This is a genomic window from Streptomyces sp. PL-25, assembly GCF_058344915.1.
This window is the reverse complement of record NZ_CP136997.1, coordinates 1,449,048-1,472,956: the sequence shown is the minus strand read 5'-3', so window position 1 is coordinate 1,472,956 and position 23,909 is coordinate 1,449,048. Positions and strand designations below refer to the sequence as shown.

Annotated in this window: 22 protein-coding genes and 1 pseudogene; 15 read left to right on the top strand and 8 right to left on the bottom strand. The window is 73.6% G+C overall.

Annotated elements, in window-relative coordinates; all coding sequences use genetic code 11:
• The 4 genes and pseudogenes from R4Z62_RS06540 to R4Z62_RS06525 all read left to right on the top strand — a co-directional run.
• Window positions 1–1,191, top strand: coding sequence for a segregation and condensation protein A (locus R4Z62_RS06540; protein ID WP_491519321.1), 1,191 nt, complete (start codon window positions 1–3; stop codon window positions 1,189–1,191).
• Window positions 1,188–1,883, top strand: a complete 696-nt coding sequence (scpB, locus tag R4Z62_RS06535; protein ID WP_443069701.1) for an SMC-Scp complex subunit ScpB — start codon at window positions 1,188–1,190, stop codon at window positions 1,881–1,883. Before R4Z62_RS06540 ends, scpB begins: the two co-directional genes overlap by 4 nt.
• Window positions 1,883–2,947, top strand: coding sequence for a pseudouridine synthase (locus R4Z62_RS06530; protein WP_491519320.1), 1,065 nt, complete (start codon window positions 1,883–1,885; stop codon window positions 2,945–2,947). The genes scpB and R4Z62_RS06530 overlap by 1 nt, the downstream gene beginning before the upstream one ends.
• Window positions 2,948–3,015: 68 nt before the next feature.
• Window positions 3,016–3,874 (top strand): annotated as a pseudogene (locus R4Z62_RS06525) (ADP-ribosylglycohydrolase family protein); the annotation flags it as partial.
• Between the two features lie 17 nt (window positions 3,875–3,891).
• Here R4Z62_RS06525 and R4Z62_RS06520 read toward each other — a convergent pair.
• Together R4Z62_RS06520 and R4Z62_RS06515 are read right to left on the bottom strand one after the other, a co-directional pair.
• A complete protein-coding gene (locus R4Z62_RS06520; RefSeq protein WP_037896714.1) occupies window positions 3,892–4,593 on the bottom strand; it encodes a nucleotidyltransferase domain-containing protein in 702 nt (233 codons plus the stop codon).
• A 22-nt stretch (window positions 4,594–4,615) separates the two neighbouring features.
• Window positions 4,616–5,089 (bottom strand): Rieske (2Fe-2S) protein, encoded by a 474-nt coding sequence (locus R4Z62_RS06515; RefSeq protein ID WP_064532052.1) that lies wholly within the window; start codon window positions 5,087–5,089, stop codon window positions 4,616–4,618.
• 261 nt (window positions 5,090–5,350) lie between these two features.
• On the opposite strand from R4Z62_RS06515, the gene aroH reads away from it, so the two are divergent.
• The 5 genes from aroH to der all read left to right on the top strand — a co-directional run bounded on the left by aroH (window position 5,351) and on the right by der (window position 9,834).
• Window positions 5,351–5,713: a chorismate mutase gene (gene aroH, locus R4Z62_RS06510; RefSeq protein WP_064532050.1), complete on the top strand. Its 363-nt coding sequence runs from the start codon at window positions 5,351–5,353 to the stop codon at window positions 5,711–5,713.
• Window positions 5,710–6,795 carry a prephenate dehydrogenase gene (locus tag R4Z62_RS06505; protein WP_382849199.1) on the top strand — a complete coding sequence of 362 codons (1,086 nt, stop codon included), beginning with the start codon at window positions 5,710–5,712 and terminating at the stop codon, window positions 6,793–6,795. The genes aroH and R4Z62_RS06505 overlap by 4 nt, the downstream gene beginning before the upstream one ends.
• Window positions 6,796–6,907: 112 nt before the next feature.
• Window positions 6,908–7,603 (top strand): (d)CMP kinase, encoded by a 696-nt coding sequence (gene cmk / locus R4Z62_RS06500; RefSeq protein WP_385500887.1) that lies wholly within the window; start codon window positions 6,908–6,910, stop codon window positions 7,601–7,603.
• Window positions 7,604–7,680: 77 nt separating this feature from the next.
• Window positions 7,681–8,268, top strand: a complete 588-nt coding sequence (locus R4Z62_RS06495; protein WP_064537281.1) for a lysophospholipid acyltransferase family protein — start codon at window positions 7,681–7,683, stop codon at window positions 8,266–8,268.
• Between the two features lie 81 nt (window positions 8,269–8,349).
• On the top strand, window positions 8,350–9,834 hold the full coding sequence (gene der / locus R4Z62_RS06490) for a ribosome biogenesis GTPase Der (RefSeq protein ID WP_064532044.1): 1,485 nt from the start codon (window positions 8,350–8,352) through the stop codon (window positions 9,832–9,834).
• Window positions 9,835–9,931: 97 nt separating this feature from the next.
• Here the strand turns inward: der and R4Z62_RS06485 are convergent, their stop codons facing one another.
• The gene (locus tag R4Z62_RS06485; protein ID WP_018570452.1) at window positions 9,932–10,309 is read right to left on the bottom strand and encodes a hypothetical protein; all 378 of its coding nucleotides are present in this window, start codon (window positions 10,307–10,309) and stop codon (window positions 9,932–9,934) included.
• Window positions 10,310–10,346: 37 nt separating this feature from the next.
• Window positions 10,347–11,180 (bottom strand): DUF8842 C-terminal domain-containing protein, encoded by an 834-nt coding sequence (locus R4Z62_RS06480; protein ID WP_064532042.1) that lies wholly within the window; start codon window positions 11,178–11,180, stop codon window positions 10,347–10,349.
• A gap of 609 nt (window positions 11,181–11,789) precedes the next feature.
• Between R4Z62_RS06480 and R4Z62_RS06475 the strand changes: the two genes are divergently transcribed.
• A complete protein-coding gene (locus R4Z62_RS06475; protein ID WP_355485619.1) occupies window positions 11,790–12,005 on the top strand; it encodes an I78 family peptidase inhibitor in 216 nt (71 codons plus the stop codon).
• Between the two features lie 49 nt (window positions 12,006–12,054).
• Here the strand turns inward: R4Z62_RS06475 and R4Z62_RS06470 are convergent, their stop codons facing one another.
• Both R4Z62_RS06470 and R4Z62_RS06465 read right to left on the bottom strand, forming a co-directional pair.
• Window positions 12,055–13,074 carry a phosphatase PAP2 family protein gene (locus tag R4Z62_RS06470; protein ID WP_491519319.1) on the bottom strand — a complete coding sequence of 340 codons (1,020 nt, stop codon included), beginning with the start codon at window positions 13,072–13,074 and terminating at the stop codon, window positions 12,055–12,057.
• Window positions 13,075–13,375: 301 nt separating this feature from the next.
• Entirely contained in the window at window positions 13,376–14,560 is a 1,185-nt protein-coding gene (locus R4Z62_RS06465; RefSeq protein WP_385500893.1) for a hypothetical protein, read from the bottom strand.
• 265 nt (window positions 14,561–14,825) lie between these two features.
• On the opposite strand from R4Z62_RS06465, the gene R4Z62_RS06460 reads away from it, so the two are divergent.
• Together R4Z62_RS06460 and R4Z62_RS06455 are read left to right on the top strand one after the other, a co-directional pair.
• Entirely contained in the window at window positions 14,826–16,493 is a 1,668-nt protein-coding gene (locus tag R4Z62_RS06460; protein ID WP_064532034.1) for an MFS transporter, read from the top strand.
• 62 nt (window positions 16,494–16,555) lie between these two features.
• Window positions 16,556–17,755, top strand: coding sequence for an acyl-CoA dehydrogenase family protein (locus tag R4Z62_RS06455; RefSeq protein WP_385500896.1), 1,200 nt, complete (start codon window positions 16,556–16,558; stop codon window positions 17,753–17,755).
• A gap of 36 nt (window positions 17,756–17,791) precedes the next feature.
• On the opposite strand, the gene R4Z62_RS06450 is transcribed toward R4Z62_RS06455, so the two are convergent.
• Window positions 17,792–18,229: a cell division protein SepF gene (locus tag R4Z62_RS06450; protein WP_064532030.1), complete on the bottom strand. Its 438-nt coding sequence runs from the start codon at window positions 18,227–18,229 to the stop codon at window positions 17,792–17,794.
• A 288-nt stretch (window positions 18,230–18,517) separates the two neighbouring features.
• On the opposite strand from R4Z62_RS06450, the gene R4Z62_RS06445 reads away from it, so the two are divergent.
• A complete protein-coding gene (locus R4Z62_RS06445; RefSeq protein WP_491519318.1) occupies window positions 18,518–19,747 on the top strand; it encodes a DUF5685 family protein in 1,230 nt (409 codons plus the stop codon).
• 21 nt (window positions 19,748–19,768) lie between these two features.
• On the opposite strand, the gene R4Z62_RS06440 is transcribed toward R4Z62_RS06445, so the two are convergent.
• The gene (locus R4Z62_RS06440) at window positions 19,769–20,725 is read right to left on the bottom strand and encodes an ABC transporter substrate-binding protein (RefSeq protein ID WP_355485325.1); all 957 of its coding nucleotides are present in this window, start codon (window positions 20,723–20,725) and stop codon (window positions 19,769–19,771) included.
• 539 nt (window positions 20,726–21,264) lie between these two features.
• Between R4Z62_RS06440 and R4Z62_RS06435 the strand changes: the two genes are divergently transcribed.
• The gene (locus R4Z62_RS06435; RefSeq protein ID WP_064532024.1) at window positions 21,265–22,122 is read left to right on the top strand and encodes an amino acid ABC transporter permease; all 858 of its coding nucleotides are present in this window, start codon (window positions 21,265–21,267) and stop codon (window positions 22,120–22,122) included.
• Entirely contained in the window at window positions 22,119–23,876 is a 1,758-nt protein-coding gene (locus tag R4Z62_RS06430; protein ID WP_491519317.1) for an FAD/NAD(P)-binding protein, read from the top strand. Before R4Z62_RS06435 ends, R4Z62_RS06430 begins: the two co-directional genes overlap by 4 nt.
• The last annotated feature ends 33 nt before the right edge of the window (window positions 23,877–23,909 follow it).

The window sequence follows — 23,909 nt, the reverse complement described above, 5'->3', positions numbered from 1 at the left end:
ATGACCTCGAACGACGTACCTCCCCCGGACCCGGGCCCCGCCGCCGCGCGCAGGCGCGCCCTGGGCAGGGGACCCGGCGCGGCCCCGGCACCCACCGCGCCCGAGCCGCACGAAACGGGCCCGGCCCCGCGCCCCCCGGCTCCGCGCCCCCCGGCTCCGGCGGCCGTACAGCCTGCCCCGCCGGCCCCGCCCCGGCGGGACGCGGAACCCGCGTCGGCACCGGCCACCGCGCCGGAGGCGCCCGAGGGGCCCGTGGTGGCCGGAGCGCCGGCCGAGCCGTTCGCGGCGGTCGCGGCGGTCCCGCCCGTCGCGCCCGAGCCGGGAGGGGAGGGTGCGGCGTCCGCGGTCCCCGCCGGGGACGGGAATCGCGGCGAGGGCGGTGACGGGGTCTTCACCGTGCGGCTGGCCAACTTCGAGGGGCCCTTCGATCTGCTGCTCCAGTTGATCGCCAAGCACAAGCTGGACGTCACCGAGGTCGCGCTGTCGAAGGTCACCGACGAGTTCATGGCGCACATCCGGGCCATGGGTCCGGACTGGGACCTCGACCGGACGACCGAGTTCCTGGTGGTGGCCGCCACCCTGCTCGATCTGAAGGCGGCCCGGCTGCTGCCCGCCGCCGAGGTGGAGGACGAGGCCGACCTCGCGCTCCTGGAGGCCCGGGACCTGCTGTTCGCCCGGCTGCTCCAGTACCGCGCGTACAAGCGGATCGCCGACATCTTCGACGCCCGGCTCACCGCCGAGGGCCGCCGCCATCCCCGTACCGTCGGACTGGAACCGCACCACGCCGAGCTGCTTCCCGAGGTCGCCATCAGCATCGGCCCCGAGGGGTTCGCCCGGCTGGCCGTCAAGGCGATGCAGCCCCGGCCCAGACCCCAGGTGTACGTGGACCACATCCACGCGCCGCTGGTCAGCGTGCAGGAGCAGGCCCGGATCGTGGTCGAGCGGCTGCGGGAGACGGGCGAGGCCCGCTTCCAGGACCTGGTCGCGGACACCGACGACACGCTCACGGTCGTCGCCCGCTTCCTGGCGCTGCTGGAGCTGTACCGGGAGAGGGCCGTCGCCCTCGACCAGGAGACGGCCCTCGGCGACCTGCTGGTGCGCTGGACGGGCGGCGACGAGGACGCGCACACGCGGGTGACCGACGAGTTCGACCGGCCGCCCGAGAAGCCCGAGGAGGAACGAAAGCCATGAGCGCGGAAGCCCTGAGCGAGGAGACCGGGACCGAGGGACTTCCCGTCGGCCTGCGGCCCGTCGCCGCACTCGATCTCAAGCCCGCCCTGGAGGCCGTGCTCATGGTCGTGGACGAACCCGCGACCGAGGAACTGCTGGCCAGGACGCTCCAGCGGCCCCGGCGGCAGATCGCGGACGCGCTGCGCGAGCTGGCCGACGAGTACACCGCGCAGGGGCGCGGCTTCGAGCTGCGGCTGATCGCCGGCGGCTGGCGCTTCTACACCCGCCCCGAGTACGCGGCGGCCGTCGAGGGCTTCGTCCTGGACGGCCAGCAGGCCCGGCTCACCCAGGCCGCGCTGGAGACGCTGGCGGTGGTCGCCTACCGCCAGCCGGTCAGCCGCAGCAGGGTCTCCGCCGTGCGCGGAGTGAACTGCGACGGGGTCATGCGCACCCTGCTCCAGCGCGGACTGGTCCAGGAGGCGGGCACGGAACCCGAAACAGGTGCGATCCTGTACAGGACGACGAACTACTTCCTGGAGCGGATGGGCCTGCGCGGTCTGGACGAGCTCCCGGAGCTCGCGCCCTTCCTCCCGGAGGCGGAGGCGATCGAGGCCGAGACCCAGGAGGCCGTACCGTCGTTCGACCCGGACGCCCCGGACCCGGACGAGGGTCACGGGACGCACATGACTCACACGACGACGACGGAACTTTGATGCGAAGCAGCGGCAGCGGCAAGAGCGGCGGGCGCGGTAACCACCGCGGTGCCGGCAACAACAGGGACCAGAAGCAGGGGCAGGGACGCCCCGGCAAGCCCCGCCCCGAGGAGCGCCGCTACGACGTGGGCCCCGGCGCCACCAAGGACGGCCCGAAGTCGGGGCGCGGCGGAGCGGCCCGCGGCGGCGCCAAGGGCGGCCCCCGCAGGCCCGAGGGCCAGGGCGGGCGTACGGCCCCGGCGCGCTCGCGCGAGTACGAGACGCGTACGGAGGAGCGCAACCGCGACCGGTACGCGGGCAAGAAGGACATCAAGCTGCCCAAGACCTTCCCGGGCGCCGAGCAGGAGGGCGAGCGGCTCCAGAAGGTGCTCGCGCGCGCGGGGTACGGTTCGCGGCGCGCCTGCGAGGAGCTGATCGAGCAGGCCCGCGTCGAGATCAACGGCGAGATCGTCCTGGAGCAGGGCCGCCGGGTCGACCCGGAGAAGGACGAGGTCAAGGTCGACGGCCTGACCGTCGCGACGCAGTCGTACCAGTTCTTCTCGCTGAACAAGCCCGCGGGCGTCGTCTCCACCATGGAGGACCCCGAGGGCCGGCAGTGCCTGGGCGACTACGTCACCAACCGCGAGACGCGGCTGTTCCACGTGGGCCGGCTCGACACCGAGACCGAGGGTGTCATCCTGCTCACCAACCACGGCGAGCTGGCGCACCGCCTCACCCACCCCAAGTACGGCGTGCGCAAGACCTATCTGGCGCACATCGTCGGCCCGATCCCGCGCGACCTCGGCAAGCGCCTGAAGGACGGCATCCAGCTGGAGGACGGCTACGCGCGCGCGGACCACTTCCGGGTCGTCGAGCAGACCGGCAAGAACTACCTCGTCGAGGTCACCCTGCACGAGGGCCGCAAGCACATCGTGCGCCGCATGCTCGCCGAGGCGGGTTTCCCGGTCGACAAGCTCGTGCGCACCGCCTTCGGTCCGATCACCCTCGGCGACCAGAAGTCCGGCTGGCTGCGCCGCCTGTCCAACACCGAGGTCGGCATGCTGATGCAGGAGGTCGACCTCTAGGGTCTGGGCGGGGTCCGTACGCCGACGGGCGGTGGCGCCCTCGTGGTGCCACCGCCTCGCCGCGCGCGGCCGACGACACCCAGATGACGCCGGCGCCCGGCCGGGGGCTGCGCACGGCCATGGAGCGGGGGCCGCCGGCTCCGCGGCGGCTGGAGCGGCCGGTGGGAGGAGTTCGTGGACTGGTCGCGCTCCCCGGACAACAACCGGGCGCCCGGCCGCACCTGCATGGTCGCCTGCGGTCTGCTCGGCGACCCGGACCGGCCCTGGCAGCGGGCGAGCCAGGTCGAGTCCAAGGGGTGCGGGGCCAACATGCGGGTGGCGCCGCTCGGGCTGGTTCCCGACCTGGACGACGCCCGGCGGGCGGGCGCCGCGCAGTTGCAGGCCGCGCTCACCCACGGCCATCCGACGGCGCTGGCCGCCTCCGACCTCACCGCGCACGCCGTACGCCTCCTCGCGCACGGCACCGCCCCGGCGGACCTGGTCGCGCTGCTGCGCTCGTACGCCGAGGAGAACCGGACCCGCTACCACCACCTGTGGCTGGGCGACCTGTGGACGCGCGCCGGGGACGCGGCGCCCGAGCGGTTCATCGCCCGCGGCTGGGACGAGTGCCTTGAGGTGCTGGACCGGCTGGCCGAGGCCGTGGCGACGGTGTCCGCAGAGGACGATCCGTGCGAGGCCACCGGCGACGGCTGGATCGCCGAGGAGGCCCTGGCGACCGGCCTGCTGTGCTTCCTGCTCTTCCCCGACGAGCCCGTCACCGCCCTGCGCCGCGCCGCCTGCACCCGCGGCGACTCCGACTCCCTGGCCTGCCTGGCGGGCGCCTTCGCGGGCGCGCACCTGGGCCCCGGCGCCTGGCCCGCGGCCTGGACCGACCGCATCGAGTACCGGGACGAACTGCTGGCGCTGGGGGCCCTCTGGGACGTCTGAGCGGCCCCCCCGCGGGCTCAGACGGGCCGGGCGGGGGCGCCGAGCGCCGAGGCGCGGCGGACGCGGTACAGGAAGTCCTCCACGCGGCGCAGATCGGGTTCCTCGGGCAGCGGGGTGCGCGCCGCGGCCTGTTCGGTCTCGGCGGCCAGCCGGGTCATCCAGGACTCCACCTCGGACCAGGGGACCTCGCCGCCGCGCACGGCCAGCAGCCGGGTCCGGGCGTCGCCGGTGCCGATGTCCAGGCGGCCGGTGCGCAGCAGGTCGCGGGCGCTCGTCAGCAGGCGCAGCAGATGCATGGCGTGCTTCCAGCGCGGGGCGCCGTGCGCCCGGACACCGGCCTCCAGCCTGCGGCGCTGGGCGAGCGCGTAGCCGGTGAAGGAGGCGTGCACCCGGCGGGAGAGGAACGCCTCGCGCAGGGCGAGCAGTTCACGGCCGGTGTCGTCGGCGTACTCCACGAGCGGGGAGTGCAGGCACTCCAGGATGTTCGGATTGCCGCGCAGCGCCAGTTCGCAGAAGCGCTCCAGTTCCCAGCTGAACTGCTCCGGCAGCGGCCCCTCGGCGTGGGCGGGCGGCTTCTCGAAGCGCCAGAAGAGCGGGGCGGGGGCGACGAAGACGCCACGGCGGTCCGTGTCGCTGTCCTCCGTCGCCAGCCCGAATGCCCGCGAGCCCATGACACAGGCGTAGATCGTGTGGTCGCGAACCAGGTCCTCGGGCTGCATGCCCGGGAGCATACGCGGACCCTCACACCAGGCGGATGGAATTTCCCTCCACCTGGATCTCCTTGGCGGCCAGCGGCCGGGAGGCCGGGCCGTGCGCCACCGAGCCGTCGGCGGCGTGGAACATGCTGCCGTGGCAGGGGCAGGCGATGGTGCCGTTCTCCACCGAGGCGACGGTGCAGCCCTGGTGGGTGCAGACCGCGGAGAAGGCCTTGAACTGCCCCTTCTCCGGCTGGGTGACGACGACGCGCTGCTCCTTGAAGATCTTGCCGCCGCCGACCGGGATGTCGTCGGTGCGGGTCAGCTCCGCGCCGGCGGCGCTGTGCGAGGGGGAGGCGGCGGCCGCCGTGGTCGGTGCCGCGGAAGCGGTGCGCGGCGCCGAGGAGGCGGCCTGAGGGGAGGCCGCGCTGTCGCCGCCCGAGTTCGAGTCGCTGCAACCGGCGGCGAGCGCAGCCGCGCCCGTCGCGAGAACCGTGCGCCGGGTCGTGCCCTGAGTCATGCCGTCACTCCGAGGGTGCCGAGGTGGGGGGAGAGCCGCTCCGAGGGGAGCGCAAGCATCTTCGCACCGAAGACTCCCAAGTCGAAGTAAATGCGAACTCATTGGTGCAAATGGTGCATTCGTTCGCCGTCTCAGCGGGCGGGCGCCGCGCGTGGGCCGCCCGCCGCCCAACTAGGCTGGTCGCCCGGGAGCCGCGTCACCGGCGGGCCCGCAGCACTCAGGTGAGACTCAGGTCAGCACACGTCAGCAAGGAGCAGCGCCGTGGCGGTACGAGCGGTCCGGGGGGCCGTCCAGTTGGAACGGGACGACGCCGGTCACATGAGCGAGCAGGTCGAGGCGCTGCTCACCGCCGTCCTGGAGCGCAACGGCCTGACCGCCGACGACCTCATCAGCATCTGGTTCACGGCCACCCCCGACCTGCACAGCGACTTCCCCGCGGTCGCCGCCCGCCGGCTCGGCATCGTCGACGTACCGCTGATCTGCGCGCAGGAGCTGGACATCGAGGGCGCGATGCCCCGCGTGGTCCGGGTCCTCGCGCACATCGAGACCGACCGGCCGCGCGCCGAGGTCACCCATGTCTACCTCGGCGCGGCGGCCGCCCTGCGCAAGGACATCGCGCAGTGAGGACCGCACTCGTCATCGGCACCGGTCTGATCGGCACCTCCGCCGCCCTGGCCCTGGTCGGGCGCGGGGTGCGGGTGCACCTGGCCGACCGCGACCCCGAGCAGGCCCGTACGGCGGTCGCGCTCGGCGCCGGCACGGACGAGGCGCCCGAGGGACCCGTCGACCTGGCGCTCGTGGCTGCCCCGCCCGCGCACGTCGCCGGGGTGCTCGCCGACGCCATGCGCCGGGGCGTGGCCCGCGGCTACCTGGACGTGGCCAGCGTCAAGGGCGGCCCGCGCCGCGAGCTGGAGGCGCTGGACCTGGACCTGACCCGCTACATCGGCAGCCACCCCATGTCGGGCCGGGAGAAGTCCGGACCGCTGGCCGCGAGCGCCGACCTCTTCGAGGGCCGCCCCTGGGTGCTCACCCCCACCCGGGACACCGACACCGAGGTGCTCAACCTCGCGCTCGAACTGGTCTCGCACTGCCGCGCGGTCCCGGTCGTCATGGACGCCGACGCCCACGACCGGGCCGTGGCCCTGGTCTCCCACATGCCCCAGCTGGTCTCCAGCACGGTCGCCGCGCGCCTGGAGCACGCCGAGGAGGCGGCCGTACGGCTGTGCGGGCAGGGCATCCGGGACGTGACCCGGATCGCCGCCTCCGAGCCGCAGATGTGGATCGACATCCTCTCGGCGAACCCGGGCCCGGTCGCCGATCTGCTCACCGACGTCGCCGCCGACCTGGACGAGACGGCGCGGGCGCTGCGCGCGCTCCGGTCCGCCGACGTCGCCGAGCGCGACGAGGGCGGCGCCCGGGTCCGCGAGGTGCTGCGGCGGGGCAACGCGGGCCGGGTCCGGGTGCCCGGCAAGCACGGGTCGGCGCCGCGGGCGTACGAGGTCGTCGCCGTCCTCATCGACGACCAGCCCGGCCAGCTGGCCCGGATCTTCGCCGACGCCGGGACGGCCGGGGTGAACATCGAGGACGTCCGGATCGAGCACGCCACGGGCCGGCAGGCCGGTCTGGTGCAGCTGATGGTGGAGCCGAGGGCCGTCCCGGTGCTGACGGCGGCGCTGCGCGAGCGGGGCTGGGCGCTGCGGCAGTGAGCGCGGGGCACCTCCGGCAGCATGAGGGCCCCCGGGCAGCCAGTAACCTTGTGCCGGGGGCCCCGGCTCCCGCACACCCATCCACCACCCTTCACCAGGAAGGTGCCCCGCTGTGGAAGACGGCGCCGCCCGGACCGCCCAGCCCGTGATTGTCGCCATCGACGGCCCCTCCGGCACGGGCAAGTCGAGCACGTCCAAGGCCGTGGCCGCGCAGCTCGGCCTGAGCTACCTGGACACCGGCGCCCAGTACCGGGCGATCACCTGGTGGATGGTGACCAACGGGATCGACATCGACGACCCCACCGCGATCGCCGCCGTGGCCGCCAAGCCGGAGATCGTCTCCGGCACCGACCCGGCCCACCCGACGATCACCGTCGACGGCGTGGACGTGTCCGGTCCGATCCGCACCCAGGAGGTCACCTCCAAGGTCAGCGCGGTCAGCGCCGTGCCCGAGGTGCGGACCGTGATCACCGAGCTCCAGCGCACCCTGGCCGGAGCCGCCGACCGCGGCATCGTCGTCGAGGGCCGCGACATCGGCACCACCGTGCTGCCCGACGCCGATCTGAAGATCTTCCTCACCGCGTCGCCGGAGGCCCGCGCCGCCCGCCGCAGCGGCGAGCTGAAGGGCGCCGACGTGCACGCCACCCGCGAGGCCCTGGTCAAGCGGGACGCGGCCGACTCCAGCCGGGCCGCCTCCCCGCTGGCCAAGGCGGACGACGCCGTCGAGGTGGACACCACCGAGCTGACCCTCGCGCAGGTCGTCGAGTGCGTCGTCACGCTCGTCGAGGAGAAGCGGGCCGCCGCGTGAGTCTTCCGTCCCAGCAGACGGCCGGCGCCGCGTCCGAGCGCGGCGCGGACGTCGGCCGCCGGATCGGCGTCGGGCTGATGTACGGCCTGTGGCGCCCCCGGGTCCTGGGCGCCTGGAAGGTGCCCGCGACCGGGCCGCTGATCTTCGCCGTCAACCACTCCCACAACGTCGACGGACCCATGGTCATGGGCGTGGCACCGCGGCCGGTGCACTTCCTGATCAAGAAGGAGGCGTTCGTCGGACCGCTGGGCTCCTTCCTGACCGGCATCGGCCAGCTCCCGGTGGACCGGCACAGCGCCGACCGCACCGCGATCACCCGAGCGCTCGGCGTGCTGGAGCAGGGCGGCGTCCTCGGCATCTTCCCCGAGGGCACCCGCGGCGAGGGCGACTTCGCCGCGCTGCGCGCCGGGCTCGCCTACTTCGCCGTCCGCAGCGGGGCCCCCATCGTCCCGGTGGCGGTGCTGGGAAGCTCCGAGCGGCCGGGCCGGTTGATACGGGGGCTGCCCCCGCTGCGCTCGCGGGTCGACGTCGTCTTCGGCGACCCGTTCGAAGCGGGCGACGGCAGCGGCAGACGCACCCGGCGGGCACTGGACGAGGCCACCGGGCACATCCGGAAGCAGCTCGCCGACCACCTGGAAAACGCCAGGCGCCGCACCGGGCGCTAGGTGACACTTGAGTAGTGGCGGGCGCCACCGACCGTGGCGCCCGCCACCGATCACCACGATGAACTACGAGGTACGGACTTCATGAACGACGACATCCAGCCCGACGGCTCGGCCGAGCACGAGTACGAGCACGGGGCGCTCGGCGACGCCGAGTACGCGGAGTTCATGGAGCTCGCCGCCGTAGAGGGCTTCGACATCGAGGACGTCGAGGGCGCCATCGAGGCCGCCGGACACGGCCCGCTGCCCGTGCTCGCCGTCGTCGGCCGCCCCAATGTCGGCAAGTCGACCCTGGTGAACCGCATCATCGGCCGCCGCGAGGCGGTCGTCGAGGACAAGCCCGGCGTCACCCGCGACCGGGTCACCTACGAGGCCGAGTGGGCGGGCCGCCGCTTCAAGGTCGTCGACACCGGCGGCTGGGAGCAGGACGTCCTCGGCATCGACGCCTCCGTCGCCGCGCAGGCCGAGTACGCCATCGAGGCCGCCGACGCGGTCGTCTTCGTGGTGGACGCCAAGGTCGGCGCCACCGACACCGACGAGGCCGTCGTCCGGCTGCTGCGCAAGGCGGGCAAGCCCGTGGTGCTGTGCGCCAACAAGGTCGACGGTCCCAGCGGCGAGGCCGACGCCGCCTATCTGTGGTCCCTCGGACTCGGCGAGCCGCACCCGGTCTCCGCGCTGCACGGCCGCGGCACCGGCGACATGCTGGACCAGGTCCTGGAGGCGCTGCCCGAGGCGCCGCGCGAGAGCTTCGGCGCCGGCGGCGTCGGCGGTCCGCGCCGCATCGCCCTGATCGGCCGCCCCAACGTCGGCAAGTCCTCGCTGCTGAACAAGGTCGCGGGCGAGGAGCGCGTCGTCGTCAACGAGCTGGCGGGCACCACCCGGGACCCGGTCGACGAGATGATCGAACTGGGCGGTGTCACCTGGAAGTTCGTCGACACCGCGGGCATCCGCAAGCGCGTCCACCTCCAGCAGGGCGCCGACTACTACGCGTCCCTGCGCACCGCCGCCGCGGTCGAGAAGGCCGAGGTCGCCGTCATCCTGATCGACGCCTCCGAGTCCATCTCGGTGCAGGACCAGCGCATCGTCACCATGGCCGTGGAGGCGGGCCGCGCCCTGGTCCTCGCCTTCAACAAGTGGGACACCCTCGACGAGGAGCGCCGCTACTACCTGGAGCGGGAGATCGAGACCGAGCTGGGCCAGATCGCCTGGGCCCCGCGTGTGAACGTCTCGGCCCGCACCGGACGGCACATGGAGAAGCTGGTCCCGGCGATCGAGACGGCGCTGGCCGGCTGGGAGACCCGGGTGCCCACCGGCCGGCTGAACGCCTTCCTCGGCGAGCTGGTCTCCGCCCACCCGCACCCGATCCGGGGCGGCAAGCAGCCGCGCATCCTGTTCGGCACCCAGGCGGGCACCAAGCCGCCGCGGTTCGTGCTCTTCGCCTCCGGCTTCATCGAGGCCGGCTACCGGCGCTTCATCGAGCGCCGGCTGCGCGAGGAGTTCGGCTTCGAGGGCACCCCGATCCACATCTCGGTGCGGGTGCGCGAGAAGCGCGGCGCGAAGAAGAAGTGACCTGAGGTCCTTCCTGAGGACCGCAAGCCGGACCACAAGAGGGCGACCCCTGGCTCAGGGGCCGCCCTCTTGTGTCCCCGTACGCCCGGCGGCGGGCTCAGTCGCCGCGGCGCGGGGCGGGCGGCAGCGCCGCCGGGACGTGGTGCATCCCGGGCCCGGCCTCCTGCCGCCCCAGCGTCCCGACGCGCTGCCACTGCGTCTGCTGCCGTCCCGTGCCGTGCCGGGTGCTGTACGCGCCCGCGCTGTAGGCGATGTACGTGTTCGGGCCGAGGCCGCGCGGCAGGTTGCCGAACGCGACGAAGCCCAGGTCCTCCTCGCCGCTGCGGTCGCCCGGCAGCGTCCGGTAGGACTTGACGTACTCGGCGTAGAGCGCGTCGTAGATCGGCGTGGCCGAGTAGCCGTGCTGATCATGGGACGGCTGCGTGGACCGGTTCGGATGGTAGGACTGGCGGCGGGGAACCTCATATGCGTGCACGTATGTCCAAACGACCCCGAACCGGAAGAGATGCGGCTCAGGTCCCGGCGAGCGGCAGCGTCGCCGCGACCAGCCTGCCCTGCGCCGCCGCCTTGTCCAGGGCGTTGCGCAGCAGGTCCTCGCGGGGCTGGCGGCCGATGGCCCCGACCGGCGCCGCGAACATCAGGACCTGCTGGTGCTTGTTGGCCGCGGCCCGCCAGCCGTCGGTGACCTGGAGCGGCTGGTGCGCCTGCCACCAGGCGGCGGGCCTGCCGCCCTCCGTGCCCGGCTGGAGGACGGCGTGCAGCTGGCCCATGGCGAGCAGGACCGACCAGCCGTGCAGCACGGGCGGCACGGAGGCGAGGTCGGCCATCGGGACGTAGCCCTGCTCGGTGAGCAGGGTCAGGAATTCGTCGTCGGGGCCGTTGGAGCCCGGCCGGACGATGGGGCCGGTCGGCTCGACCACCAGCGCGGGGTGCAGTTCGCCCGCGACCAGGACGAGCCCGCTGGTCACTCCGAGGACGGCCTGTTCCGGCGCGGCCTGCTGCGGCGCGGTCCGCTCGGGGCTCTGCGGGGGCGTCCCCTGCGCGGGCACGCCGGCGGCCGGGGCGCCCGTGTCCGCGTTGATGGAGCGGACCGCGCCCCGCAGCTGCTCCTCGGTGACCTGGACGACCTGGGAGGGCAGGCAGGTGGAGTGGGCGAAGGCGAGGACGGCGGTCTCGTCCCCGACGAACAGAACGGTGCTGGTGCGCTCCTGCGCGGAGTCGCCGGGGGTGCGGCAGGACGTGCAGTCGTAACTGCCCGGGGCGTTCTCTCCGGCGAGCAGCCGGTCGGCTTCTTCGTCGCCGATCTCGGCGCGTACGGCGTCGCTGACGTCGAGCATGCGCGGCACGGGTGGCTCCTCGGGATGCGGTGCGTGGCGGGGCCGGGTGGCTCCCGGCCCTGAACCGGGAGGGCCCCCGGCTCATGCAGAAGACAACGGACGATCCGCGGGGGGAGTCACGCCCTGCGGCGCACGGAATCCGTCCGCCTCCACCCGTGGTCACGCAGGGTTTATGGTTCCTCACGCACTGTTGATGAAGGGGGAGGGTGCGGGGTCGCGGACCGGGCGGTGCGGAGCGGTGCCGTCCGCTCCATGGGCGGATCCGGAAGGCTGTCGGGGGGCCGTGGAATTCCTGTGCGGGCCTCTCTTGCCGGGCTGCTCGGAAGGAGGGGTGAAGGGGAAGCGGAATGGCCTTCCGGGTGCGCTCAGGTATTCGTTTCCCGCGCTTTCCCGGCTGCTTTCCGGCGGGAATTCCGCGCGGTTTCCGGGCTCCCGGGAATTGCGTTCGCATGCCCGCGCAAGGGGGATGCGGGCGGTGGCGGGAGTGGCGGAGTGCGGCGCCACGCGTTGTGGTGATCTTGTGACGTAAACGTGACAGGCCGGGCGCACGCGTACGGATGCGGCCACCGGGAGCGCGGTGGACTTCCCTGCCCTCCGGGGGACGCCTAGCGTGGGGGCATGGCACCGATTCCCACTCCGCCTGCGGAGCCCCAGGACAGTCCCGAACGGTATGTCGGCCTGGAGGCGGGACAGGCCGAACGGCTCGCGCGGGAGCGGGGCTGGTCCACGGTCCGTTCGCTGCCGCCGGGCGCGGTCATCACCATGGAGTACCGGGTCGGCCGGCTGAACTTCGAGGTCGGCGACGGAAAGGTGGCCCGCGCCTGGAAGGGCTGAGGACGCGCCACCCGCGGCGGTGCGCACCCGGGCGGGTGCGCACCGCGGGTCAGGGGCGGGCCGCCGAGGTAGTGCCGCGCGGGGCGCGCTCGGGCTGCGGCGGCCTGCGGCTGCCGGACGGGGTGACGGGTGCGTGCTCCGCGCGGGCGGTGTGCGGGCCCGGGACGAGGTGGACGGGTGTCCGGGAGGCGCGTCCGGCGCCGAGGGCCCCGTGGGCCGCCGGGGCCTCCTCCGCGGCCGGGACGCGCGGCTTGTGCACCACCGGCGTGCCCACCGGGAGGACCGGTCCGGGAACCGGGGCGCGCAGGCCGGAGCGGGTGCGCCAGCGGTCGCGCAGATCGAGGACGCGGGTCTCGGTGCGGGCGATCATCGGCTCGCACCAGGGCAGCGCGAGCAGGATCAGCAGACCGGCGGCCCAGCCGAGCACCACATCGCTGAGCCAGTGCGTGCCCAGGTAGACGGTGGTGAGGCCGACGCCGAGCGAGGTCACCGCGGAGAGCGCCGACAGCCAGCGGCGCGCGGTCGGGGTGGAGGCCAGATAGGCGAGGATTCCCCAGGTCAGCACGGCGTTCGCGGTGTGGCCGCTGGGAAATATATCGCCGCCGAGGCCCATCTCGTTGGAGCCGATGACGGTCGCGTAGTGCGGTCCGAGACGCCCCATGCCGTATTTCGCGGCGCCGACCGTGATGTTCAGCAGCAGCAGCGAGGTGGCGAGGGTGAGCAGCGGGCGCAGGGTGCGCTGCCGCCAGGAGCGCCAGCCCAGCCAGGAGGCGACCATCACGGCGGTGGGGCCGCGCTGGCCGAGGACGACGTAGTAGTCGAGGAACGCGTGGATCTGCGGCCACTGCTGGTACGGCCGGAAGAACATGACCTGCCAGTCCAGGCGTACCAGCCAGGAGGTGGTCACCACGGCCCAGACGATCGCCAGGTAGAAGCCCAGGGTCGCCGAGAAGAGCACGACCCGGTGCCGGCTCATCGTCGGCACGTCGAGGTGCGCCGACCGCTGTGGCTCACGGTCCAGCCTGGCGAACACCCGGTCCAGGCGGGTGAGGGTTCCTTCGGTAGGCACCTAATCGACGTTACAGCGAGTGAGTGGGCTCCCCGGACGAATCACGTGGTTTGTGATGACGATGTGATGTGGGGTTGCTCTCAACGGGGCTTGTTTTTCCTGGATTTCATCATAATACGCGCCGTCCGGCATGCATTTCCTTTGATCATTCCGGTGTCCGTCGTCGGGGTGTTTATGAATGCGCCGTGCGAACGCATGGGTGGAATTCACCGCGCGTACAGGGCGGGCGCCGGGCGGAGCACGGGACCGGAACGGAAAATGATCTTGGGGGAGCGACGGGAGCAGGGGGAGCGGCGCCGGGTCACGGCGGCCCCGAGCCGTTCAGCCAGAACGCGCCGTAGACGGCCGACGCCAGCGCGATGCCGCCGGTCAGCAGCGCCGCACGGGAGGCGCGCAGCCGGGCGAGGGCCAGGGCGAGCGGCAGCAGCAGCGGGAAGGCGGGCAGCAGCAGCCGCGGCTTGGAGCCGAAGTAGCTCGACGCGCACAGGGCGAGCGCGGTGACGATCCCGGAGTACACCAGCAGCGCGGGCGGCTGCCCCTGCCGCACCCCGGTGACGTACAGCCACACCACCAGCGCCACTGCGACGATCAGCCCGGCCCCGGCGAGCGCCGAGGGGAACGCGGCGAACTTCTCGCCGACGAAGCGCGCGAAGGCGTACCCGCCGTCGAAGCCGTTGCGCCAGCCCGCCTGGACGTCGAGATAGCCGAGCGGGCCGCCGCCGGTGCGGTGGCCGACCCACAGCACGTAGCCGGCCGCCCCCAGCGGGGCGAGCAGCATGCCGAGGACGCGCCGGCCGGGACCGGGACCGGGACCGGGCGCGGGCGTGAGCGGTGCCGCCGCGCGCCGCTCGCGCAGCAGCGAGAGGACGGCCGCCGTCCACACGGCGGCGGCCACCGCGAGCCCGACCGGCCGGGTCAGCCCGGCCAGCAGCGCCAGGGCGCCCGCGCCCACCCAGCGGCCGGTCAGCACGCAGTACAGCGCCCAGGCGGCGAGCGCCGTGAACAGCGACTCGCTGTACGCCATCGACTGCACGATCCCGACCGGCAGCACCGCCCACAGCAGCACCGCGCAGATCCCCGCCCTGCGGTCGTACACGTGGTCGACCACCGCGAAGATGCCCCAGGCCGCCGCGAGCGAGGCGAGCAGGCTGACCGCGAACCCCGCGTCGGCGTACGACAGCGGGCCCACCGCGGCGCCCAGCCGCTCCAGCCAGGGCAGCAGCGGGAAGAACGCCAGGTCCGCGTGGACGTCGCCATTGGGCAGGCGCACCTCGTAGCCGTAACCGCCGCCGGCCACCCGCGCGTACCAGAGGGAGTCCCAGCGGGCGGTCAGCAGCGTGTACGCGCTCTTGCCGCGCGCCGCGCTCCAGAGGGCCAGCACCAGCAGGCCCAGGGCGCGCACGGCCGCGTAGCCGCAGAGCGCGGGGGCGGCGCGGCGCAGAGCCCCGGTGCGGGCCGTCGCCCGGCGTGTCGCGAGATCGGTCACGGGCCCGATTATCGACCGTGGCCGAGAACCGTCCGGTGGCCGGGCGGTCCACCCGTACGAGGGAGTGGCGTACACCACACGCGTTCCGTCTGAAGTGTGAGAGATCGGCCACGCTCCGGGGCGGGGGACTCGCGTAGGCTGCCGTGTCACTCGCCGTTCGGCGCGCGGACCGGGAACCACCGCTCCTTCCCGGCCCAGGCCCTGGCGCGGAACGTCCCCACTGCGCGGGCCCGCCGAGGCGAGGGTTCATCTGGGAGGTACGTACATGTCCGGCACGTCCGCCGCGACCGCGGCGGTTCGCGGCCCGCACCGCCGGGCGGCCGGGGAGGGCGCGGGCCGCTGGGTCGTCCTGGTCGTGCTCTGCGTCAGCCTGCTGCTGGTGGCGGTGGACGCCACCGTGCTGCACGTGGCGGTGCCCGCCGTCACCGAGGACCTCAGGCCCGGCGCCGTCGAACTGCTCTGGATCGTCGACGTCTACCCGCTGGTCTGCGCCTCGCTGCTGATCCTCTTCGGCACGCTGGGCGACCGGGTGGGCCGCAGACGGATCCTGCTCCTGGGCTACGCCCTCTTCGGCGTCGCCTCCGCCCTCGCGGCCTTCGCCCACCATCCCCAGACGCTGATCCTGGCCCGAGCGCTGCTCGGCGTCGGCGGCGCCATGATCATGCCGGCCACGCTGTCCATCCTGCGGCAGGTCTTCCCCGACCGGCGCGAGCGGGCGCTCGCGATCGGCCTCTGGAGCGCGGTCGCCGCGGTGGGCGCCGCGGTCGGACCGCTGCTCGGCGGCTTCCTCCTCGAACACTTCTGGTGGGGCTCGGTCTTCCTGGTCAACATCCCGCTGATGCTGGTCAGCCTGCCGGTGGGACGGCTGCTGCTGCCCGAGTCGACCGGTGGCCGCGAGGGCCCGTGGGACGTGACCGGGGCGCTGCTGGCCGCGGCCGGTCTGTTCGGCAGCGTGTTCGGGGTGAAGCGGCTCGGCGGCGGTGAGCCGGTGCTCAGCGCGCTCACCCTGGGCCCGCTGCTGCTGGGCGCGGCGCTGCTGGTGCTCTTCGTACGGCGGCAGCGGCACCGGACGCACCCCCTGGTGGACCTCGGGATGTTCGCGCGGCCCGCCTTCGGCACCGCCGTGGGCTGCATCGTGCTGGCGATGCTGGCACTGGTCGGCCTGGAGCTGATCGCCGCCCAGTACCTGCAACTGGTGCTCGGCCTGTCCCCGCTGAGCACCGGACTGCGGCTGCTGCCGCTGACCTTCGCCGCGATGGCGGCCGGACTGGTCGGCGCGCGCGTGCTGCGCCGGTTCGGGCCGCGGCGCATGGTGTGCGCGGGCTTCTGCGCGACGGCCCTCGCCGTGCTCGCGCTGACCGCGATGGGCACCGCGGACGCCGCCGGGCTGCTGCTGGCCGCCTTCGTGCTGCTCGGCTTCGGCCTGGAGACGACGCTCTTCGGCGCGTACGAGTCGATGCTGAGCGAGGCGCCCGCCCACCGGGCGGGCGGGGCCGCGGCGATCGGCGAGACCTCCTACCAACTGGGCGCGGGCATCGGCATCGCCCTGCTCGGCACCGTGATGAACGCGGCCTACGCGCCCGGTGTCTCCCGGGTGCCCGGCGTCCCGGCGGGCGCCTCGGAGCAGGCGTCGCACTCCCTGGGGGAGGCATACGAGATCGCGGGGCGGCTCGGCGGGCCGCCCGGGGACGCGCTGCGGCGGGCCGCCCGGGACTCCTTCGTGCACGGACTGCATGTGACGCTGCTGGTGAGCGCGGGACTGCTGCTACTGGGCGCGCTGGCCGCGCTGCGGCTGCCGCGGGCGATGCAGTGCGAGGAACCGGCGGAGCGCCCCGCGGAACGACCGGCAGAGCGATCGGCGGCGGAGCTGCCCGCCCAGCGGGAGACCGAGCCGGTCCGGGTGGCGCTGGACGCGGGCCACCGGGCGCCGTAACGTCGGGCCGGAGCCGTTTGACTAGCAGTGCTAGTCAACTGAGTCGGAGATGCGAGGTGCCCATGCCGGCGTCGTCGAAACCGTCGCTGCCCCCGTTCGATCCCGTCGACCCGCTGGGGATCGACGATCTGCTGGACCCGGAGGACCTCGCCGTCCGCGCCACCGTGCGGGACTGGGCCGCCGACCGGGTGCTGCCGCACATCGCCGGGTGGTACGAGAGCGGTGAACTGCCCGGTGTCCGGGAGCTCGCCCGCGAGCTGGGCTCCCTCGGCGCGCTCGGCATGTCGCTCAGCGGCTACGGGTGCGCGGGCGCCACCGCCGTCCAGTACGGCCTGGCCTGCCTGGAACTGGAGGCCGCCGACTCCGGGATCCGCTCCCTGGTCAGCGTGCAGGGCTCGCTCGCCATGTACGCGATCCACCGCTTCGGCAGCGAGGAGCAGAAGCAGGAGTGGCTGCCGCGCATGGCCTCCGGCGAGGCCATCGGCTGCTTCGGGCTCACCGAGCCCGACCACGGCTCCGACCCCGCCTCGATGCGCACCCGCGCCAAGCGCGACGCGGGCGGGGACTGGGTGCTCGACGGGCGCAAGATGTGGATCACCAACGGCTCGGTCGCCGCCGTCGCCGTGGTGTGGGCGCAGACCGAGGACGGCATCCGCGGCTTCGTCGTCCCCACCGACGCGCCGGGCTTCTCGGCCCCCGAGATCAAGCACAAGTGGTCCCTGCGGGCCAGCGTCACCAGCGAACTCGTCCTCGACGGCGTACGCCTGCCGGCCGACGCGGTGCTCCCGGAGGTCAGCGGGCTGCGCGGCCCGCTCAGCTGTCTGTCGCACGCCCGTTACGGAATCGTCTGGGGCGCCATGGGCGCGGCCCGCTCCAGCTTCCAGGCCGCGGTGGACTACGCGCGCTCGCGCGAGCAGTTCGGCAGGCCCATCGGCGGCTTCCAGCTCACCCAGGCCAAACTCGCCGACATGGCGGTCGAACTGCACAAGGGGATCCTGCTCGCCCACCACCTCGGGCGCCGCATGGACGCCGGCCGCCTGCGCCCCGAGCAGGTCAGCTTCGGCAAGCTCAACAACGTACGGGAGGCGATCGAGATCTGCCGCACGGCGCGCACGATCCTCGGCGCCAACGGGATCTCCCTCGAATACCCGGTGATGCGGCACGCGACCAATCTGGAGTCGGTGCTCACCTACGAGGGCACCGTCGAGATGCACCAGCTCGTGCTGGGCAAGGCGCTCACCGGTCTCGACGCCTTCCGGTGAGCCCCGGGCGGGGCAGGGCCGGTGCGCGGCCCTGCCTCAGCTCTGGTTGAAGAACCCGTCGGAGCGGTGCGCCCCCGGGTCACCGCTGATGATCTCCGTGTCGGCGGGGGAGAGCAGGAACACCCGCGTGGACACCCGGTCGATGGAGCCGCGCAGTCCGAAGACAAGACCGGCCGCGAAGTCCACCACGCGCTTGGCGTCGGACGCCTCCATCGCCGTGAGGTTGACGATGACGGGCACGCCCTCGCGGAACAGCTCGCCGATGGCGCGGGCGTCCCGGAAGCTGTCCGGTGTCACCGTGCCGATGCGGCGGCCCTTCTCCTCGGCCGTGTCCGTGGCGACCTTCACGCGGGGGTCGGTGACCCAGGCGTCGCCGGACTCGGTCCCCTCGGAGTAGTCGTCGTCGTAGTAGCGCTCGTCTTCGTTGTCGTCGACGAGGCCGAGCCACGCACTCGCCTTGCGTACCGATCCCATGGACGCCTCCTCTCACTAGCGGTCTTTCTGTTCTCGCATCCCTATGGTCATCCATGATGCTGACAGCGCGCCAAGTGGATAGACGCCGCGCGGGGGGTTTGTGACGGTACTGGTGCACAGCCGATCCGTCGAGGGCCTTGTGCCCCAAGGGTCATGCTCTACACCGATGCTGACCGGGAGTGAAATATGATCGTCCACGGCACTCGGGTGACCCGTGGTGCGTCCGGGTGAACAGGCCGGTCGGTACGATGCGGCAGCTCAACGTCGCAGACACCACGGGGGATCGTCGTGTTCGGAATCGTCAGACCCTGCGCCCACCGGCTCGGTGAGAACCTCAAGGCCCAGTGGATGGCGCACTTGTGCGGACTGTGTCTGGCCCTGCGGGGCGATCACGGGCAGTTCGCCCGGGTCGTGACCAACTACGACGGTCTGCTCATATCGGTTCTGACGGAGGCTCAGGCCGACCGCGCCGACGGCAGGGCGGGGGCGGGACGGCGGACGGCGGGACCCTGTCCGCTGCGCGGCATGCGCACCGCCTCCGTCGCCCGGGGCGAGGGCGCCCGGCTCGCGGCGGCCGTCTCCCTGGTGCTGGCCTCGGCCAAGGTGCGCGACCACGTCGCCGACGGCGACGGACTGCTCGCCCGCCGGCCGGTGGCGCTCGCCGCCCGCCGGGTCGCGGACCGCTGGAACCGCGCGGGCGCCCGGAGCGGCGCCGACGTCGGCTTCGACACCGCCGTCCTAATGGAAGCGGTGGAGCGGCAGACCGGCCTGGAGTCCCTGGCCGGACCCGGCACCCCGGTCCTGGCCGTCACCGAGCCGACCGAGACCGCGACCGCCGCGGCCTTCGCGCACACCGCCGTCCTCACCGGCCGGCCCGGGAACGCCGCCCCGCTCGCCGAGGCCGGACGGCTCTTCGGGCGGCTCGCCCACCTCCTGGACGCCGTGGAGGACCAGGCGGCCGACGCCGCCTCGGGTGCCTGGAACCCGCTGACCGCGACCGGCACTTCACTCACCGAGGCCCGCCGGCTCGCCGACGACGCGGTGCACGGCATCCGGCTCGCCCTGCGCGACGCCGAGTTCACCGACGGACGGCTCGCGCACCTGCTGCTGGTGCACGAACTCCCGCGCTCCGTGGACCGCGCCTTCAACACCACCTCCTGCGGTCACGCGCCGGGCACCGAGGAGGCCGCGCACGGCGCCTTCGGCCCGCCGCAGGGCCCGTACGCCCCGCAGCGCCCGCCGGCCCACGACCCGCGCCACCCCGGCGGCGGCGACCCCTTCGGCGGCGAGCCGCCGCGGCCCGGCAGGCGGGGCCTGTTCACCGGCTGCGCGGTCGCCCTCGGCCTCTGCTGCACCTGCAAGGTGTGCTGCGCCTCCGAGTTCGAGGGCCCGTGGTCGCGGCAGCGGCGCGAGGGCTGGTGCAGCAACTGCGACTGCGACTGCCCCGATTGCAGCGGCTGCGGGGACTGCTGCGACTGCTGCGGCTGCGACGGGTGCGACTGCGGCTGCGACTGCTGAGCCCGCGGAGCCGCCGCCGCGTCAGGACTTCAGTTCCGGCGGGGAGATCCGCGACGCCTTGAGCGCCGAGTCCTTCGTGCCCCACTTGTCGAGGATCTTCGCGTACGTCCCGTCGGCGATCAGCTTGTTCACCGCCGCCCGGAAGGCCGGCGCCAGCTTCGTGCCCTTCTTGAAGGCGAAGCCGACGTCGAGCCGGTGGAACTCGTTGAGGAACTTCAGCCCCTGCTGCCGGGCGACCGCGTAGCGCAGCCCGTTGATCGTGGACATCACCACATCGCTGCGGCCCTGCTGGAGCGAGGACCACAGCGCGCCCGACTCGCTGTACGTCTGCACCTTGTACGCCTTCTCGCCCGCGTCGGCGCACTGCTGCTTGTTCTTCTCCAGGGTGGCCTCGAAGGTGGTCCCGGCGCCCGTGGCGACGTTCAGGCCGCACAGCTGCGCGAGGCTGGTGACCTTGCCCAGCTTGCTGTCCGCGCGGGCGGCGAAGCCCTGGCCGTCGTTGATGTAGGTGACGAAGTCGATGGTGCGGCGCCGCTCGTCGGTCACCCCGAAGTTGCCCGCGCCGAGGTCGTACTTGCCGCTGTCCAGGGCGGGCAGGATCGCCTCGAAGCCGGCCTCCCGCGCCTTCAGCCGGATGCCGAGCACCTTGGCGACGGCCTGCGCGAAGTCGACGTCCTGACCGGCGAGGGTCCTGCCGTCGCCGAGGTAGCTGGTGCCGGGCGGGGTGCCGCCCACCGCGTAGGCGATCGTCAGGTCCTTGACCCCGGGCGGCAGCAGCCGGGCGGCGGCGGGATCCTCGCGCACCCCGGAGACGACGTCCGCGGTCGGGATCCCGGCGGCCTCGGCCGCGCCCGCGCCGGAGCCCGTGGACGCCGCGCCGTCCGCGCCGGAGCCGCACGCGGTCAGCAGCAGCGCCGCCGAACTGATCAGGGCGAAGGGGAGGAAATGCCGTTTACGGGCGCGCGGGGGCGTACGCATGGTGCGGTCTCCTGGAAGGAAAACGGGAAGGAGGAGGTCCGGAGGAGGAAGAAGTCCGGATCAGACGGCGCGAGGGGAGGGGTGCGCGTGTGAAGGCGTCGGGAGGGGTCGCGAAGGCGCGCGGCGCGACAAGAGCGACAAGCGCCACAGGGGTGACAGGGGCGACAGGGGTGACAAGAGCGGGAAGGGCACGCTAGGACGTACCGGACGCACGGGACGGGCGCCGGGGACGGCCGAAGGCGGCAGGGCGTGCGGGAAGTCGGCTCAACAAGAACAGGACCACACTCGACCGAAGTCGATGTGGGAGCGCGTGACCAGCCACTGCTGCGGATGCATGGGGCAAGTGGAACAGGCATCCGGTTCCCCGTCAACCGCCCCGAGACGTCCGGCTCATATGCTGGACCCCCTTGACAACCCGGGGAAACAGAACCGTAGTCTCCTGGAGGACGGCCCTGCTGAGGGGCTCGGCCGTCCAGCGCCCCGCGGCGCGTCCCGTGTGAAGGCACCACCGTGTTCGACCTACGTCACGGAGCCTTCGCATGTCCTCCGGCACCCTCGCCAAAGCACCCGCCGCCCCCGGCACCCCCGGACCCGCCGACGCCCCGCGCATCGTGCCGCGCCGCCGGCCCGGACAGTGGGCGGCCGCCGTCGTCGTCCTCGTCCTGCTGGGCCTCGCCCTGGTCTCCGTCGTGCGCAACAAGGCGTTCCAGTGGGACGTCGTCGCCGACTACTTCACCTCCGACTCCGTCCTGCGCGGGCTCTGGCTCACCCTGTGGCTGACCGCCGTCGTCATGGTGCTCGGCTTCGCCCTCGGCACCCTGCTCGCCGTCTTCCGGCTCTCCGCCAACCCGGTGCTGCGCGCCGTCAGCCGCGGCTACGTCTGGCTGTTCCGGTCCATCCCGATCCTGGTCCAGCTGCTGCTGTGGTTCAACATCGGGGCGCTGTACCCGAGCCTCTTCGGGGTGCGGACCGTCGACCTGCTCGGCCCGGTCACCGTCGCGATCGTCGGCCTCACCCTGCACGAGGCCGCCTACGCCGCCGAAGTGGTGCGCGGCGGCATCGTCTCCGTCGACCGCGGCCAGATCGAGGCGGCCCAGGCGCTCGGCCTGAGCCAGTGGCGGCGCTGGCGGCGGATCGTCCTGCCGCAGGCGATGCGCTCCATCGTGCCGCCCGCCGGGAACATGCTGATCGGCACCCTCAAGGGCACCTCCATCGTCAGCGTCATCGCCGTCCAGGACCTGCTGTACTCGGCCCAGCTCGTCTACCACCAGACCTACCAGGTCATCCCGCTGCTGATGGTCGCCACCCTCTGGTACACCGCCGTCACCACGGTCCTGAGCATCGGCCAGCACTACGTGGAGCAGCACTACGCGCGCGGCACGGAGCGCACCCGATGAGATCTTCGCTGGTCGTCGTGGGGGCCGGGCCGCGGGGGACCGGTCTGCTGGAACGCATCGCCGCCAACGCGCCCGAGCTGTACCTGGGAGCGGGCCTCGACATCCACCTCGTCGACCCCCACCCGCCCGGCGCCGGACGCATCTGGCGCGCCGCGCAGTCCCCGCTGCTCTGGATGAACTCGCACGCCGAGGACGTCACCATGTTCACCGACGACACGGTCGACATGGCGGGACCGGTGCGCGAGGGCCCCACCCTGCACGAGTGGGCCGCACTGCCCGGCCGCACCTTCGCCGACCGCCGCCTCCAGGGCTCCTATCTGCGCTGGGTGCACGACGAGGCGGTGGCCGCGCTGCCCGCGGACATCACCGTCCACCACCACCGGCGGCGCGCGCTGCGGGTCAGCGGGCCGCGCGAGGGCCGCCAGCGGGTGTGGCTGGAGGGCCGCGACCATCCGCTCCTGGCCGACCTGGTGGTGCTCGCCCTCGGCCACCTGGACGCCGAACCCGACGACGAGCAGGCCCGCCTGGCCGCCCACGCCCGCGCCCACGGCCTGGTCCATCTGCCGCCGGACTTCACCGCCGACAGCGACCTGTCCGCCCTGCCGGCTGGCGAACCCGTCCTGGTCCGCGGCTTCGGCCTGGCCTTCGTCGACCTGATGGTGCTGCTCACCGAGGGCCGCGGCGGCCGCTACGAACAGGGCGCCTACGTACCCTCCGGACGGGAGCCGGTGCTGTACGCCGGTTCACGGCGCGGAGTGCCGTACCACTCGAAGATCGGCTACGACCTCACCGGCGCCCGCCCACCGCTGCCCCGCTTCCTCGGCCCGGCCCAGATCGACGCGCTGCGCGCCCTCCCCGAGGGGGACGGCACCCGGCGCGCGGCCGCCCGCGCGCTGATCGAGAAGGAACTGGGATTCGCCCACTACCACCGGCTGTTCGCCGCCCACCCCGAACGGACCGCCCTGGCCTGGGCGGACTTCGAGGCGGCGTACGCCACCGCCGGGCCGGACGAGCGAGGGGACCTGGTCGCCGCCGCCGTCCCCGACCCCGCCGACCGGCTCGACCTCGCCGCCCTGGACCACCCGCTGCACGGCGTACGGCACGCCGGTGCCGAGGACTTCCAGGAGGCGCTGCGCGGGCACATCGAGGCCGACCTGCGCCGCCGCCACGATCCCGCCCACAGCGCCGACCTCGGTCTCTTCCTCGGACTGCTGTCCGTGTACGGGCAGTTGGCCCGGCTCGGCGACACCGGGCCCTGGTGGCACGGCTTCTTCAGCTTCCTCGCCTCCGGGCCGCCCGGCCCCCGGCTGCGGCAGATGCTCGCCCTGTCCCGTGCGGGCGTCCTGCGGTTCGTCGGCGCGAACATGACCGTCACCGCCGAGGACGGGGTGTTCCGGGCGGCGAGCGAGACGGTGCCCGGCGTGGTGACCGAGGCGCGGGCCCTGGTCGAGGCGCGGCTGCCCGAACCCACCGTCCGGCGCACCCGCGACCCGCTGCTGCGCGAACTGCACGCCGAGGGCGCCGGCGAGACCGCGGACGGGCTGCTGCGGGTCGACCGCGCCGACGGCCGGATCCTGGACCGGGCCGGGCGCCCGTATCCCCGGCGCTTCGCGCTCGGCCCGTTCACCGACGGCCGGACGCCCGGCGCCTTCACCCGGCCGCGCACCGGCGGCCCGGCGTTCCGGCAGAACGACGCCACCGCCCGCGCGGTGCTGGCGTTCCTGCGCGCGCCCGCCCCGCACGCCGTCGGCTGAACCGCCCTCCCGCGTCTCCCGCCGCACCCCCCT

Coding starts and splice junctions, on each gene's coding strand:
- R4Z62_RS06540 (WP_491519321.1), top strand. CDS start 1: ATGACCTCGAACGACGTACCTCCCCCGGACCCGGGCCCCGCCGCCGCG.
- scpB (WP_443069701.1), top strand. CDS start 1,188: ATGAGCGCGGAAGCCCTGAGCGAGGAGACCGGGACCGAGGGACTTCCC.
- R4Z62_RS06530 (WP_491519320.1), top strand. CDS start 1,883: ATGCGAAGCAGCGGCAGCGGCAAGAGCGGCGGGCGCGGTAACCACCGC.
- R4Z62_RS06520 (WP_037896714.1), bottom strand. CDS start 4,593: ATGCAGCCCGAGGACCTGGTTCGCGACCACACGATCTACGCCTGTGTC.
- R4Z62_RS06515 (WP_064532052.1), bottom strand. CDS start 5,089: ATGACTCAGGGCACGACCCGGCGCACGGTTCTCGCGACGGGCGCGGCT.
- R4Z62_RS06495 (WP_064537281.1), top strand. CDS start 7,681: ATGTACGGCCTGTGGCGCCCCCGGGTCCTGGGCGCCTGGAAGGTGCCC.
- der (WP_064532044.1), top strand. CDS start 8,350: ATGAACGACGACATCCAGCCCGACGGCTCGGCCGAGCACGAGTACGAG.
- R4Z62_RS06475 (WP_355485619.1), top strand. CDS start 11,790: ATGGCACCGATTCCCACTCCGCCTGCGGAGCCCCAGGACAGTCCCGAA.
- R4Z62_RS06460 (WP_064532034.1), top strand. CDS start 14,826: ATGTCCGGCACGTCCGCCGCGACCGCGGCGGTTCGCGGCCCGCACCGC.
- R4Z62_RS06455 (WP_385500896.1), top strand. CDS start 16,556: ATGCCGGCGTCGTCGAAACCGTCGCTGCCCCCGTTCGATCCCGTCGAC.
- R4Z62_RS06450 (WP_064532030.1), bottom strand. CDS start 18,229: ATGGGATCGGTACGCAAGGCGAGTGCGTGGCTCGGCCTCGTCGACGAC.
- R4Z62_RS06440 (WP_355485325.1), bottom strand. CDS start 20,725: ATGCGTACGCCCCCGCGCGCCCGTAAACGGCATTTCCTCCCCTTCGCC.
- R4Z62_RS06435 (WP_064532024.1), top strand. CDS start 21,265: ATGTCCTCCGGCACCCTCGCCAAAGCACCCGCCGCCCCCGGCACCCCC.
- R4Z62_RS06430 (WP_491519317.1), top strand. CDS start 22,119: ATGAGATCTTCGCTGGTCGTCGTGGGGGCCGGGCCGCGGGGGACCGGT.